We start from the raw sequence: 13,807 nt of genomic DNA on the forward strand, positions 1-13,807 counted from the left end.
AGCGAGTAGCGCTTCCGAGAATATCGCCATTCATTAATCTTTGTTACACCCAAGCCGCCGGCCCAGATCCACCATGGCCCCCGTCTGAAACTCAGAACTTCGCCCGCTTCATCTCCGATCCGGGCGGATGAATGTCGCAATTCATTCTCGGGAGCGCGTCATGGCGTCGGCGAACTGGATGAACGTCCTGGGCGGAGACTGGTCGACGGGCAGCGACTGGTCGACCGGCGCGGCGCCGGGCGCCTCGACCGATGCGGTCGTCGCCGCGAGCGGCTCGTACCAGGTGGCCATCAACAGCGCCGCCGTCGCCCTCTCGCTCACCTTGAACGACGCCGGGGCCACCGTGCTCGACAGCGCGAGCCTGACCCTGGGCGGACCGCTGACCCTGACCGCCGGAACCTTCAATCTGGACACCGCCGGGTCCTTGGGCTGGAGCTCCGGCTCCGGCGCGATCTCGATCGGCGGCGGGGCCACCTTCAATGCGGCCGGGACCCACACGCTGGACAACCTCCAGATCAACATGGGCACGCCGGACCCCGCCCTCGGCCAGGCGAACCTGACCTTCGGCGACCTGACCCTGGGCTCCAGCGCCGTCATCGGCTTCAACGGCGGCCCCACCTCCACCAGCAGCGCCTTCCAGTCGATCATGGGCGCCAGCCTGACCAACAACGGACTGATCGAGGCGATCCAGAACTACGCCTCCGCCCTGATCTACGTCGGGACCCTGACCAACAACGGGACCCTGCTCAATTCCAGCGCCTCGGGCTACACGGTCGAGGCCACCGACATCTCGAACACCGGGACCATCACCGCCTCCGGCCCCGGCGGCATCGGCATCAGCGCCTTCGGGACCTTCACCAATTCGGGGGTGATCAACGACAGCGCCGGGATCGCGGTCGCCTCGCCCGGGTTCGCCAACAACGGAACGATCAACCTGACCGGTTCCGGCGGCTATTTCGCCGTGGTGGCGCCGCTCTCCTCCACGCCGGTGGTCCCCGCCTGGACCATGACCGGAACCGGCTCGGTCAACCTGAAGGGCGTCGGCAATACGCTCGAGTTCATCGAGACCCAGACCTTCGGCCAGGGGACCATCAGCCTGACCGGCTCCAACGAACAGATCGTCGTGGTCAGCTCGGCGACGAACGCCCCGAGCGGATCGGTCTCGGCCTATCTGACCATCGGATCCTCCGCGGTGATCACCCAGACCGCCGGGACGGCGCTCTTCACCTATTCGAATCCCGGCGGGCTCGCCGACGCCCTGATCAACGACGGGACCATCGCCCTGTCGGCCAGCGGCGGCTCGACCACCATCGCCACCACCGCCTTCACCAACAACGGGACGGTCAGCGTCTCCAACGGCGATCACCTGCTCGTGCAGGCGGCGATGGACGGTTCGGGCGCGATCGACATCGCGACCGGCGGCGTCGCCGAGATCGCCGCTGCGGCCGCCGCCAGTGACAAGGTGGCGTTCCTGGACGGCCAGAGCGATCTTCTGCGCCTGGACGCCGCGGCGAGCTTCGCCAGCGCCGTCAACGGCTTCGGCGTGGGCGACACCATCGACCTGAGAGGCCTTGTCGCCACCTCGGCCGGCTGGTCCGGCGGCGTCCTGACGGTGGGCCTCAGCGGCGGCGGGAGCCTGAAGCTGAACATCGCCGGCAACTATGCCGGAGCGAGCTTCATCAGAACCTCGGACGGCGCCGGCGGCACCAACATCACCCTCGGCCAAAGCGCCCTGGACAGCTGGGCGCAGCCGGTCAACGGCGACTGGTCCGACGCGACCAAGTGGTCGACCGGCAAGGTTCCGACCGCGACCGACGACGCCCTGATCGGCGGGGCGACGGGCTATGTGGTCGCGGTGACCACCGCAGCAGCGGCGCATTCCCTGACCCTGAACGACGCCTCCACCAGCGTGCGGCTGACCGGCTCGCTCAGCCTCGGCGCGGCGCTGGGCGTTACCGCCGGGACCATCGACATCGGCGGCGGCCCGGGCGGCGGGGCCATCACCGCGGCCAGCCTGACCAACAACGGAACCATCACCGGCGACACCGCCATCGACGGCGGCCTTTCGCCCGGCTCCTCGGGCCAGACCAACGTGCATTCGATCAATGTCAGCGGCGCCTTCATCAACAACGGCGTCCTCAGCAGCGACGCCTCGGGCGGCGTGATCTCCGAAGTGCTGGTGACCGCCGGAACGATCACGAACACCGGAACCGTGCGGTCGGCCGCCGCCGGCGATGGCTTCGTCGAGCTCAACTCCACCGCCAGCGTGACCAATTCAGGGACCTTCGCCACCACGGCGAACGGCGGAATCGGGGTCTCGGCCCCCTCGTTCGTCAACAACGGCCAGATCAACCTCGCCGGCGGCAATGACGATCTCGAGATCACCTCGGCCTATTCCGGCGGAGCCTTCAGCACCCCGACCACCACCACGGGGACCGGGACCATCACGCTGTCCGGCCTCGGCAGCCGGATCCGCTTCCTGGGCAGCCAGACCTTCGCCCAGGGGACCATCGCCCTGGCCGGCGCGGGCGCGACCCTGACCGACGCCAGCATCGGCCTGCCGGGCGGCCCGCCGGTCTCGCTGCTGACCTTCGGCGCCAATTCGGTGATCAACGCCACCGCGGCCAGCGCCGACATCACCAGCTGGTACAACTCTGGCAACCGGATCACCAACAACGGCGCGATCAACGCCTCGGCGACCGGCGGGACCCTGACCATCGACCCGGCGCTGTTCACCAACAACGGCGCCATCGCGGTCACGGGCGGCGACCGCCTGGTGCTCAAGGCCGCGACCGACGGGACCGGGACCATCAGCCTGGCCAGCGGTTCGACCGCCGAGATCGTCCAAAGCCTGGCGAGCGGCGGCCAGGTCAGCTTCGCCGATGCGGCCGGCGACCTCTTGCGCCTCGACGCCCCGTCCGGCTTCGCCGCGACGGTCTCCGGCTTCGCCAAGGGCGACGTGATCGACCTGCGCGGCCTCGCCGGGACCAGCGCGGCGTGGAGCGGCGGGGTTCTCACCGTTCAGCTGTCGGGCGGCGGAACCTATGGGCTGAAGCTCGCCGGCGCCTATGCCGGGACCAGCTTCCAGGTGGCGAGCGACGGGGCCGGTGGCAGCCTGGTCACGATCGGCAGCGCCGCGCCGCCGCCCGCCGGCCTCGCCGGCTCCATGAGCCTGACGGCGGCGACCGAGGGATCGGCCACGGCGGCGCAGGTCGCCAGCTTCACCGACAGCAACCTGTCGGATACCGCCGCCGCCTTCTCCGCCCTGATCACCTGGGGCGACGGGACCACCAGCGCCGGAACGGTGGCGGGGTCGAGCGGGGCCTTCACGGTCTCGGCCGGCGGCGGCCACGTCTATGCCGGCGAGGGCAGCTACGCCGCCAAGGTCGACGTCACCCGCACCGCCGACAGCGCCAGGCTTTCGCTGTCCGGCTCGATCGCGGTCGGGGAAGGCGACGTCCTGGCGGTGCAAACGGCGCCCCACCTGTCGGCGACTGAGCAGCAGGCCTTCTCGGCGACCCTGGCCACCTTCACGGACACCTATGCCGGCAATGTCGCGGGCGACTTCACCGCCACCATCGACTGGGGCGACGGGACCACCAGCGCCGGCGTGGTGAGCTTCGCTAGCGGCCTGATCTCGGTGGCCGGGACCCACGCTTACGGCGCGGCCGGGACCAACCCCATCACCGTGACGCTGCAGGAGGTCGACGGCTCGGCGCACATCACCGCCAGCGGCTCGATCGACGTCGCGCCTTCGCCGGACGACACCTATGTCCTGACCCCGCACGCCGACAGCTTCACCGATACCGACGGCGACGACACCTACCTCGCCGCCAGCAACACCCTCACCAAGGGCGACGTCATCACCGGCGGCGGGGGAATGAACCGGATGATCCTCAGCGGCGGGGGGACCTTCGACCTGCGCGCGCCGACGACGCTGTCCGGCATACCGACCCTGAACGCCCAGGAGGGCCAGACGGCCTATTCGAGCGGCGCGCTCAATTTCACCAACCATCGCCAGGTGATCTATCTGCGCGACGGCCTCGACCTGACCCTCAACGTCGGGGCCGACCCGGGCGCCAACAGCCAGAACCCCAACGCGTCCGGCATCGTGATCTTCGGCGCGAACAACCACGATGTGATCAACCTGAGCTCCGGCGCCGACCAGGTGTTCGTCGGCGGCGCGGGCGAGACCGTGCATGGCGGCGGCGGCAAGAACCAGATCGTGGTCAACGCCACGACGGTCGCGGCGACGCTGGACGGCGGCGGCGGCGCCAGCACGCTCTGCCTCACCGGCGGCGGGACCGTCGCCCTGGGCGCCAACATCACCAACTTCGCCACCGTCAATCTGGGCGCCGCGCCCGCCGGCTCGACCCAGCCGGCCTGGAACTTCACCGCCAACGGCATCCACGGCCTGAAGATCAGCGACATCACCGGCGGCGCCGACGTCATCACGGTCGGCGACGCCAGCCAGATCGTGGCAACAGGCGGCGGGACCTATCGAGTGAAGGTCAACGCCCGGACCGCCGGCGCCTTGGTTTGGGCGTCGACCGGAGCGGACCTGATCGAGGTCGTCGGCGGCGGGAGCGTGGCCCTGAACCGGGGCGACCATGGCGTCTCGACCGTGATGCTCGACCAGGCGACCAGCATCGCCGTCGGGCCAGGCGTCGGGCAGATCATCGGCAGCACGGCGGCCGACTCCATCACCGCGGGCGGCGCCAACGAAACCCTGATCGGCAATGGCGGCCTGGACACCCTGGTCGGGTATGCCGGCGGCGGCGACACCTTCAAGGACACCGCCGCTCATCTGAACGGCGATGTCGTCAAGAACTTCGCCGCGGCGGGCGACCGGATCGACGTGACCGATCTCGCCCCTTCCGCCATCGCGCCGAGCTTCGTGGAGGACAATAGCAACAGCTTCGGCGTGCTGAGCCTGACCGACGGGACCCATACGGCCAAGATCACCCTGTTCGGTCAGTTCTCCGCCGCCGGCTTCCATGTGGCCAGCGACGGCGGATCGGGCGAGATCGTCACCTACACACCGCCCCCGGCGCACGCCCTGGCGGCTCCGCTCGGATAGGACGTCGGCCCGCTATTTCCGCGCTGGGCCCAGATACTGCCTCGCCAGCGCCCTGACCTCGTCGTCTGAGAGGGCGCGGTTATAGATGCGCACGTCGCGGACATAGCCGTCGAACTCCCCTGAGGGATCGTCGGTGCGCGGCCCGTTGAGTTCGGCTCCGATCGCAAGCGGCCTGGTCAGGCTCTGCGGATCCAGCCGCATCTGCCCGACGTGCGTCTCCGTGCCGATGAGTTCGCCGTCGACATACATCGACATCTTCCCGGTATCGCCGTCATAGACGCCGGCCAGTTGCACCCATTCCCCGGCGCGCGGCTTATCCTGCCCCTTCGGCAGGGCGTAGATGCTCGGCTCGCTGCCCTTCAGCCCGAGATGCCACTTGTAGCGAAGGCCGTCTTTCCTGGGTCCGTAGCCGAGAAAGAACAGGTCCGGGTGCATCGTCTCCCGCCATTGCCGCTGCACCACCGCAATGTACCCGGTCAGGTTGGGGACGCGCTGTCGCTTGTTGTAGGTGGTGTCGCCGAACCGATTTGCGACCCAGGTGACGCCTTCGTCCCATTTCCGCCGGACCTTGTCCGCCGGTGTCCATAGGGTTCTCGGATAGATCAGCGCGACGACCGTGATCCGCGTCTTCAGGCTGTTGATGGAGTCCGAAGCCGGAACCTGGACAAAGTGGTCGTTGTCGCCGCTGAACGAAGCCGACCTGGCGAACGGGCCTTTGCCCCAGGTCTGTTCCGGCGTCTTCGAGGGGACAATCCTCCCGTCATTCCGATTGCCGGAAGAATCCCTGACGGCGTCGCCCGCGGCTTCGTGAAATTCCCAATGCCCGATCAGGCCGCGGTCCGTCTCGCTTTGCGCAGCGCAGGGGCCCGCGGCCGCGAGAGAGACAACGATCAGCCCAAAGACGAAGCGGCGAAGTTTTTTGCTCATGGCGCGCTTCCGGAGGACATTGCTCAGACGGTCGGGTCATCCGACCGTGTGGAGCGGCAGCTTGGCAGAGACGCCCGCATTGTCCACAAAGTAGATCATGATTTCGAGGACAGTCCCCGTCCGCGAGGCCGCCCATTCATCAGAACGCTCAACGGCCGATATCTTATAGGGCAACTGCTCCGCGCCGATCCAGACCGCCGAGCTTCACCGCCTGGCGCCGGAACTGCGGAGCGGCGCCGGCTGGTCGCGCTATGGCTCGACCCGCAGGCGCACTCCATCGACCGTCGCCAGCCTCAAGGGAGCGCCCTCGCCATCGCGCTTCGAAGGCGTCGCCAGGAGGCGAAGGTCGGCGAACAGGCCGACGATGTTGCAGGCGACAGCGACCACGAACGGATAGCGCCAGCCCCAGGCCAGGAAATCGGCGCGCCCGAGGCAGAGGAACATCCCGCCCATCAGCAGAGCGGCCAGGGCCAAGCCGGCGACATCACCCGCGACGCCCTTCGGGGCCGCGCCCACTGGCTGCGGTTCGAGCGACAGGCCGGACCGGGCAAGCCCTTGCAACGCCGCGCACCCGACCAGGAAGGCCGCCGCGACCCCGCCCGCCCCCCCGCTCGGCAGGAAGGCGACCGCCGCGGTCGCCCCGCCCAGCAGCACCCGGGCCACGGTCGAGCGCACGCCCCGGCCATGACGCCGTTCGAGCCATCGAAAACCGGCGCCGCCCAATGCGCCAAGCGAAAGAGGAAGCGCGCAGAGGACAAGGCCCGCAGCCAGCGCCAGGAAACGGCCGAGCCCGGAAAATATGACGTCCGGGAAGACCAGCATAGCCGCGCCGGAAAGGGCGGCCATGCCGAATGCCTGGGGGAAACGGCTCAAAGCTCCGCCCAGCCGCAGATCCTCCTGGGATTGACCAGCTGGCGTCGCATGTAGCCGCCGGGCCTCGACCTCGAGGCCTGAAGATGACGGCCATTGGTAGTCCAGGCTCATCTCGTTCCCCTGGTGCGTTTCCATGTCCCAAGGCCTTTCGGCCGAGCCGCAGTTCTTGAGCGGTCTTGGGGCGAGCATGGCCCATGCGTGGGACGGCGCCTAGGACAAACCGTCCAATGGCGGCCGGGCGCCGCTCGGCGATATTGCATCGCAACATGCGTCTAATTCGCAGTTGAGGCAAAATTTCGTGAAGCTTTTCAGGGCATGCCTGAGTGCGCTGGCGTTCGCCAGCCTGGCTGGTTGCAAGATGGTGGTGCTCCGCCCGGCCGGCGATATCGCAGCGCAGCAACGCGACCTGGTGCTGCTGGCGACCGGGCTGATGCTGCTGATCATCGTTCCGGTGATCGCGCTCACCCTGTTGTTCGCCTGGAAGTATCGCGCCTCGAATCTCCAGGCGACCTATGCGCCGGACTGGAGCCATTCGAACCGCATCGAAATGGCGGTCTGGGGCGCGCCCCTGGCCATCATCCTGGTCCTCGGCGCCGTGACCTGGACAACCAGCCACACCCTGGACCCATACCGCCCCTTAAGCCGCCTGGCGCCTCATCGGCCGATCCCCGCCGGCGTCAAGCCGCTGGAGGTCGACGTCGTCGCCCTGGATTGGAAGTGGCTGTTCATCTACCCCGAGCAGGGCGTGGCCAGCGTCAACGAGCTTGCCGCCCCGGTCGACCGGCCGATCGCCTTCAAGATCACCGCCTCGTCGGTGATGAACGCCTTCTACGTGCCGGCCCTGGCCGGGCAGATCTACGCCATGCCCGGCATGCAGACCCAGCTGAACGCTGTGATCAACCAGCCGGGCGTCTATGAGGGCTTCTCCTCCAACTACAGCGGCGCCGGCTTTTCCGGCATGAAGTTCAAGTTCAAGGGCCTGACCCCGGCCGAGTTCGACCACTGGGTGGCCCAGGCCAAGGCCGCCTCCCCGGCCCTGACCCGCGCCGACTATCTCGCCCTGGCCCGCCCCTCCACCGACGAGCCGGTGCGGCGCTTCGCCAGCGTCGACCCGACCCTGTTCCTCGCGGTGGTGAATCGCTGCGCCGCCCCGGGCCAGGTCTGCAAGGACCAGATGAAATCGCCGATGCCCTCCAGCCCGATGGCCGTCGCCATGGCCAACCGCATCCGCTGCGCCCCGACGCGCCGCGCCCCCGCCCAGCACGCCTCCTGAAGCAAGGCCGCCGCCATGCCCACCACCGACCAGCTGAGCCACTTCATCTTCGGGCGCCTGACCTGGGACGCCATCCCACTGCACGAGCCGATCCTCTTGGCCACCTTCGCCGTGGTCGCGCTCGGCGGCCTGGCCGTGCTCGGCCTGATCACCCGCTACAAGCTCTGGGGCTATCTCTGGAGCGAGTGGTTCACCAGCGTGGACCACAAGAAGATCGGCGTGATGTACGTGGTCCTGGCCATCGTCATGCTGCTGCGCGGCTTCGCCGACGCCATGATGATGCGGGGCCAGCAGGCCATGGCCTTCGGGACCAGCCACGGCTACCTGCCGCCGCAGCACTACGACCAGATCTTCACCGCCCACGGCGTGATCATGATCTTCTTCGTGGCCATGCCGCTGGTCACCGGGCTGATGAACTTCGTCGTGCCGATGCAGATCGGCGCCCGCGACGTGGCCTTTCCGTTCCTGAACAATTTCAGCTTCTGGATGACGGTCGGGGGCGCGGCGACGGTGATGATCTCGCTGTTCGTCGGCGAGTTCGCCCGCACCGGCTGGCTGGCCTATCCGCCCCTGTCAGGGCTCGCCATGAGCCCCGACGTCGGCGTCGACTACTACATCTGGTCGCTGCAGATCGCCGGCGTCGGCACCCTGCTGTCCGGCGTCAACCTGGTGGCCACCATCATCAAGATGCGTGCGCCGGGCATGACGCTGATGAAGATGCCGGTCTTCACCTGGACCGCGCTCTGCACCAACGTCCTGATCGTGGCCACCTTCCCGGTGCTGACCGCGGTGCTCGCCCTGCTCTCCCTAGATCGCTACGTCGGCACCCAGTTCTTCACCAACGACCTCGGGGGCGACCCGATGCTGTACGTGAACCTGATCTGGATCTGGGGCCACCCGGAGGTCTACATCCTGATCCTGCCGGCCTTCGGCGTGTTCTCGGAGGTCGTCTCGACCTTCAGCGGCAAGCCCCTGTTCGGCTACACCTCGATGGTCTACGCCACCGTGGCCATCACGGTGCTGTCCTACCTCGTCTGGCTGCACCACTTCTTCACCATGGGCTCCGGCGGCGACGTCAACGGCTTCTTCGGCATCACCACCATGGTGATCTCGATCCCAACGGGCGCGAAGATCTTCAACTGGCTGTTCACCATGTACCGCGGCCGGGTGCGCTTCGAGCTGCCGATGCTTTGGACGGTCGGCTTCATGGTCACCTTCGTCATCGGCGGCATGACCGGCGTGCTGCTGGCCGTCCCGCCCGCCGACTTCGTGCTGCACAACAGCCTGTTCCTGGTCGCCCACTTCCACAATGTGATCATCGGCGGGGTGGTGTTCGGCATGTTCGCCGGCATCGCCTACTGGTTCCCCAAGGCCTTCGGCTTCAGGCTGGATCCGTTCTGGGGCAAGGCCTCGTTCTGGCTGTGGCTGACCGGCTTCTACTTCGCCTTCATGCCGCTCTATGTCCTGGGCCTGATGGGCGTCACCCGCCGCCTCAGCCACTTTGACGACCCCTCCTTGCGCATCTGGTTCGTCGTGGCCGCCTTCGGCGCCGGCCTGATCTTCCTCGGCATCGTCGCCTTCATCGTCCAGATCGCCGTCAGCGTGATCAACCGCGAGGCCCTGAGGGACCTCACCGGCGACCCCTGGGACGGCCGCACGCTGGAATGGTCCACCGCCTCGCCCCCGCCGGAATACAACTTCGCCTTCACGCCGGTGATCCACGCCCACGACGCGTGGTGGGACATGAAGGCGCGGGGCTATGCGCGCCCGCTGGCCGACTTCGAGGCCATCCACATGCCAAAGAACACCGGCGCCGGCGTGGTCCTGGCCGCCATCAGCACCGCCGTGGGCTTCGGCCTGGTCTGGCACATGTGGTGGCTGGCGGTCCTGGGCGGCCTGGCCATCGTGGCCGTCGCCATCGGCCACAGCTTCAACGAAGACCGTGACTTCCACATCCCCGCCGAGGCCGTGATCCGCGCCGAAGCCGCCCGCACCGAACAGTTGAGCAAGGCCGCATGAGCACCTCCCCCTCCCTGCGCCTGGTCGCCGATCAGGGCCCGTCCGCCTTCCACCTGAGCCACGAGCCGCATGCTCAGAACGGGACCCTGCTGGGGTTCTGGATCTATCTGATGAGCGACTGCCTGATCTTCGCGGTGCTGTTCGCCACCTATGGCGTGCTCGGCCGCAACTATGCGGGTGGGCCGACGGGAGCGGACCTGTTCGAGCTGCCGACCGTGGCGGTGAACACGGCGCTCTTGCTGTTCTCGTCCATCACCTACGGCATGGCGATGATCGCCACCCAGTCCGGCCGAGTGACCGAGACCCTGGTCTGGCTGGCCGCGACCGGGCTGTTCGGCTGCGGCTTCATCACGCTCGAGCTCACCGAATTCGCCCACCTGATCGCCGAGGGCGCAGGGCCGCAACGCAGCGCCTTCCTGTCCAGCTTCTTCACCCTGGTCGGAACCCACGGCCTGCATGTCACCTGCGGGCTGATCTGGCTGGTGACGCTGATGGTCCAGGTCGGCCGCCGCGGCCTGACCGAGACCAACCGTCGCCGGCTGATGTGCCTCAGCCTGTTCTGGCACTTCCTCGACGTGGTCTGGATCGGGGTCTTTTCGTTCGTCTATCTCCTGGGAGTGATGGCATGAGCGCCGCTGAACACGCCGCCCACGGCGAACACCTGGGTCCTGGACACCTGACCGCCAAGGGCTACCTGATCGGCTTCGTCCTCGCCGCCGCCCTGACCGCCATCCCCTTCTGGCTGGTGATGAACCATGTGGTCAGCCCCGCCGTCGCCGCGGTCGCCGTCATGGGCCTGGCCGCCGTGCAGGTGGTCGTCCACATGGTCTACTTCCTGCACATGGACGCCCGGTCCGAGGGCGGCTGGAACCTTTTGGCCCTGCTCTTCACCGCCCTCCTGGTCGGCATCGTGCTGACCGGCTCACTCTGGGTCATGCATCACCTGGACGTCAACATGATGCCGATGACGCCGCAGGAGATGCGGCAGGCCCCGTGATGGCCGGCCGGGCGCGTCGCGGCGTTGCGCTTGCCATGGGCGCCCTGCTGTTCGCGGGGTTCACCGCCCTCGGGGCGTGGCAGTTGCAGCGCCTGGCCTGGAAGCTCGACCTGATCGCCCGCGTGGCGGCCCGCACGGAGGCCGCACCCGCCCCGCCCCCCTCGCCGGAAACCTGGTCCGGCGTGACCGCGAAGCGCGACGAATACCGCCACGTGCGCATCGCCGGGACCTTCGACGATCGCCGCCAGACCCTGGTGCAGGCGGTGACAGCGCTGGGACCCGGCTATTGGGTGATGACCCCGCTGGCCACCGCGGACGGCTACACGGTGCTGGTCAATCGAGGCTTTGTCCCCGGCCCAGAGCAGGCGCCGGCGAGCGCGCAGCCCCACCCCGCCGCCGTCACCGGCCTCCTCCGCATCAGCGAGCCTCATGGAGGCTTCCTCAGGGCCAATGCGCCGGCGGCGGGCCGCTGGTATTCGCGGGACGTCGCCGCCATCGGCCAGGCGCGGGGCCTGCGCGGCCTGGCGCCCTATTTCATCGACGCCGACGCCACGCCCAACCCTGGCGGCTGGCCGCGGGGCGGCCTGACCGTGGTGCGTTTCCGCAATCCTCACCTCGCCTACGCCATGACCTGGTTCTCGCTGGCGGCTATGGTGGCGCTGTGGGGCGCCTGGCCGGCCATCGAGGCCGCCCGCCGGCGCCGCGCTCCGAGAACGGACCTTTCCGCGCCCGATGGCCTTCGCACCTGACAGACCCGCCCCGTCGCTCGACCCGTCGCCCGCCGCGGCCGGCGCGATTCGGCGCAACCTGACCCTGCTGGTCCAGCTGCGCTGGATCGCCGTCGCCGGCCAGGTGACCACCATCGCCGTGGTCGAGTGGGGCCTGCGCGTCCGCCTGCCGCTGAGGGACCTCGCCGTCGTACTGGCCGTCTTCGTCGCCGGCAATATCGTCAGCCTGGTGCGCCTGCGCCGTCCCGAGCCGGTCACCAACCGAGAGCTGTTCTTCACCCTCAGCTTCGACGCCATGATCCTGACCGCCCTGCTCTATCTCAGCGGCGGGGCGACCAATCCCTTCACCTCGCTCTACCTTCTGCAGGTGATCCTGGGCGCAGTCCTGCTCGACGCCTGGTCCAGCTGGTCGATGGTCGGCGTGGCCAGCCTGTGCATGCTCGGCCTCAGCTGGCGTCACCGCCCGCTCGGCCTGCCCTCCGACGGTCCCGGCCTGTTCGACCTCTACCTGCGCGGCGCCTTCATCGGCCTGACGCTCGATGCAGTGCTGCTGGCGATCTTCATCAGCCGGATCAGCGCCAATCTGCGCCGCCGCGACGAGCGCCTGGCCGCTCTTCGGCAGAGAGCGGCGGAAGAGGATCATATCGTGCGCATGGGCCTTTTGGCCTCCGGCGCGGCCCACGAACTCGGCACGCCGCTGGCCACCCTGGACGTGATCCTCGGCGACTGGCGGCGGATGAAAAAGCTGAACCAGGACCCGGAAATCGTCGCCGAAATCGAGGAGATGCAGTCCGAGGTCGCGCGCTGCAAGGCGATCGTCACCGGCGTGCTGGTCTCGGCCGGCGAGGCGCGCCCGGAGGCCGCGGGCGTCTCGACGCTGAAGCGGTACCTGGCCGACCTGTTCGAGGACTGGCGCGCGCGGCGGGCGCCGCAGCACGCCGTCTATGAGGACGGCCTGGCCGCCGATCCGCGCATCGTCGCCGACTCCGCCTTCAAGCAGGCGCTGAACAACCTCTTGGACAACGCCTTCGAGGCCTCGCCCGAGGGGCTGTGGATGCGGGCGCGGCTCGACGACGACCTCCTGACCGTGTCCATCCAGGACGCCGGCCCCGGCTTCACCCCCGAGACCCTGGCCGAGGTCGGCAAGCCCTACAACTCGACCAAGGGTCGGCTTGGCGGCGGGCTCGGCCTGTTCCTGGTGGTCAATGTGGTCCGAAAGCTCGGCGGCCGCCTCGATGTCCGCAATCGCCGCGGCGGCGGCGCCGAAGCGGTGGTGCAATTGCCCCTGAGCGCCCTTACCATAGAGGCCGCCCCATGACCGAACCCAGACGCCTCGTGATCGTCGAAGACGACGGCCGCTTCGCCGCCGCCCTGCAGCGCTCGTTCGAGCGCAAGGGCTACGAGGTCTCACGCGCGGAGAGCCTCGCCGAGCTGCGCGCCGGCCTGGACGAGGCGCGCCCCGGCTTCGCGGTGGTCGACCTGAAGCTCAAGGGCGAGTCGGGCCTGGCCTGCGTCCAGGCGCTCAGCCAGTTCGATCCGTCCATGCGCATCGTGGTCCTGACCGGCTTCGCCAGCATCGCCACCGCCGTGGAGGCGATCAAGCTGGGCGCCTGCCACTACCTGGCCAAGCCGTCCAACAGCGATGACATCGAAGCCGCCTTCACCAAGAGCGGCGGCGACGCCGAGACCCCGATCAGCCCCCGGCCGACCTCGATCAAGAACCTGGAGTGGGAGCGGATCCACGAGACCCTGGTGGAGACCAACTTCAACATCTCGGAGACCGCGCGGCGGCTTGGCATGTATCGCCGGACCCTGGCCCGAAAACTCGAAAAGCGCCGCCTCGGCTGAACGGCGGCCATCGGCGGCGCCAGGGGGACCGGCGAAGCCATACAGCGCGATGGTGTCCGACC

The 13,807-nt window shown here is 68.5% G+C and carries 10 protein-coding genes; 8 read left to right on the forward strand and 2 right to left on the reverse strand.

Annotated elements, in window-relative coordinates; genetic code table 11:
• Window positions 1-160 precede the first annotated feature (160 nt).
• Complete coding sequence (locus KCG34_RS07205; RefSeq protein ID WP_211939706.1) at window positions 161-5,080, forward strand: beta strand repeat-containing protein; 4,920 nt, start codon at window positions 161-163, stop codon at window positions 5,078-5,080.
• A gap of 12 nt (window positions 5,081-5,092) precedes the next feature.
• Here KCG34_RS07205 and KCG34_RS07210 read toward each other — a convergent pair whose 3' ends face one another.
• Window positions 5,093-6,007 carry a LamG domain-containing protein gene (locus KCG34_RS07210; RefSeq protein ID WP_211939707.1) on the reverse strand — a complete coding sequence of 305 codons (915 nt, stop codon included), beginning with the start codon at window positions 6,005-6,007 and terminating at the stop codon, window positions 5,093-5,095.
• A 249-nt stretch (window positions 6,008-6,256) separates the two neighbouring features.
• Window positions 6,257-6,991 carry an MFS transporter gene (locus KCG34_RS07215; protein ID WP_211939708.1) on the reverse strand — a complete coding sequence of 245 codons (735 nt, stop codon included), beginning with the start codon at window positions 6,989-6,991 and terminating at the stop codon, window positions 6,257-6,259.
• A gap of 187 nt (window positions 6,992-7,178) precedes the next feature.
• Here KCG34_RS07215 and cyoA point away from each other — a divergent pair, with 187 nt between their 5' ends.
• From cyoA to KCG34_RS07250, 7 genes are read left to right on the forward strand one after another with little or no spacing between them, the layout of a single operon-like run.
• The gene (gene cyoA / locus KCG34_RS07220) at window positions 7,179-8,153 is read left to right on the forward strand and encodes a ubiquinol oxidase subunit II (protein ID WP_249138251.1); all 975 of its coding nucleotides are present in this window, start codon (window positions 7,179-7,181) and stop codon (window positions 8,151-8,153) included.
• A 15-nt stretch (window positions 8,154-8,168) separates the two neighbouring features.
• On the forward strand, window positions 8,169-10,172 hold the full coding sequence (cyoB, locus tag KCG34_RS07225) for a cytochrome o ubiquinol oxidase subunit I (RefSeq protein ID WP_211939709.1): 2,004 nt from the start codon (window positions 8,169-8,171) through the stop codon (window positions 10,170-10,172).
• A complete protein-coding gene (gene cyoC / locus KCG34_RS07230) occupies window positions 10,169-10,801 on the forward strand; it encodes a cytochrome o ubiquinol oxidase subunit III (protein ID WP_211939710.1) in 633 nt (210 codons plus the stop codon). The genes cyoB and cyoC overlap by 4 nt, the downstream gene beginning before the upstream one ends.
• On the forward strand, window positions 10,798-11,169 hold the full coding sequence (gene cyoD, locus KCG34_RS07235) for a cytochrome o ubiquinol oxidase subunit IV (RefSeq protein WP_211939711.1): 372 nt from the start codon (window positions 10,798-10,800) through the stop codon (window positions 11,167-11,169). The genes cyoC and cyoD overlap by 4 nt, the downstream gene beginning before the upstream one ends.
• A 35-nt stretch (window positions 11,170-11,204) precedes the next feature.
• Window positions 11,205-11,918, forward strand: coding sequence for an SURF1 family protein (locus KCG34_RS07240; RefSeq protein ID WP_249138252.1), 714 nt, complete (start codon window positions 11,205-11,207; stop codon window positions 11,916-11,918).
• Window positions 11,902-13,215: an ATP-binding protein gene (locus KCG34_RS07245; protein WP_211939712.1), complete on the forward strand. Its 1,314-nt coding sequence runs from the start codon at window positions 11,902-11,904 to the stop codon at window positions 13,213-13,215. The genes KCG34_RS07240 and KCG34_RS07245 overlap by 17 nt, the downstream gene beginning before the upstream one ends.
• The gene (locus tag KCG34_RS07250; RefSeq protein WP_211939713.1) at window positions 13,212-13,745 is read left to right on the forward strand and encodes a response regulator transcription factor; all 534 of its coding nucleotides are present in this window, start codon (window positions 13,212-13,214) and stop codon (window positions 13,743-13,745) included. The genes KCG34_RS07245 and KCG34_RS07250 overlap by 4 nt, the downstream gene beginning before the upstream one ends.
• Window positions 13,746-13,807: the final 62 nt, after the last annotated feature.

Source organism: Phenylobacterium montanum (assembly GCF_018135625.1).
Taxonomy (GTDB): Bacteria; Pseudomonadota; Alphaproteobacteria; order Caulobacterales; family Caulobacteraceae; genus Poindextera; species Poindextera montana.

Bases quoted from the DNA above. Each gene is read 5' to 3' on its own strand.
- KCG34_RS07205 (WP_211939706.1), top strand. From the start codon at position 161: ATGGCGTCGGCGAACTGGATGAACGTCCTGGGCGGAGACTGGTCGACG.
- KCG34_RS07210 (WP_211939707.1), bottom strand. From the start codon at position 6,007: ATGAGCAAAAAACTTCGCCGCTTCGTCTTTGGGCTGATCGTTGTCTCT.
- KCG34_RS07215 (WP_211939708.1), bottom strand. From the start codon at position 6,991: ATGAGCCTGGACTACCAATGGCCGTCATCTTCAGGCCTCGAGGTCGAG.
- cyoB (WP_211939709.1), top strand. From the start codon at position 8,169: ATGCCCACCACCGACCAGCTGAGCCACTTCATCTTCGGGCGCCTGACC.
- cyoC (WP_211939710.1), top strand. From the start codon at position 10,169: ATGAGCACCTCCCCCTCCCTGCGCCTGGTCGCCGATCAGGGCCCGTCC.
- cyoD (WP_211939711.1), top strand. From the start codon at position 10,798: ATGAGCGCCGCTGAACACGCCGCCCACGGCGAACACCTGGGTCCTGGA.
- KCG34_RS07240 (WP_249138252.1), top strand. From the start codon at position 11,205: ATGGGCGCCCTGCTGTTCGCGGGGTTCACCGCCCTCGGGGCGTGGCAG.
- KCG34_RS07245 (WP_211939712.1), top strand. From the start codon at position 11,902: ATGGCCTTCGCACCTGACAGACCCGCCCCGTCGCTCGACCCGTCGCCC.
- KCG34_RS07250 (WP_211939713.1), top strand. From the start codon at position 13,212: ATGACCGAACCCAGACGCCTCGTGATCGTCGAAGACGACGGCCGCTTC.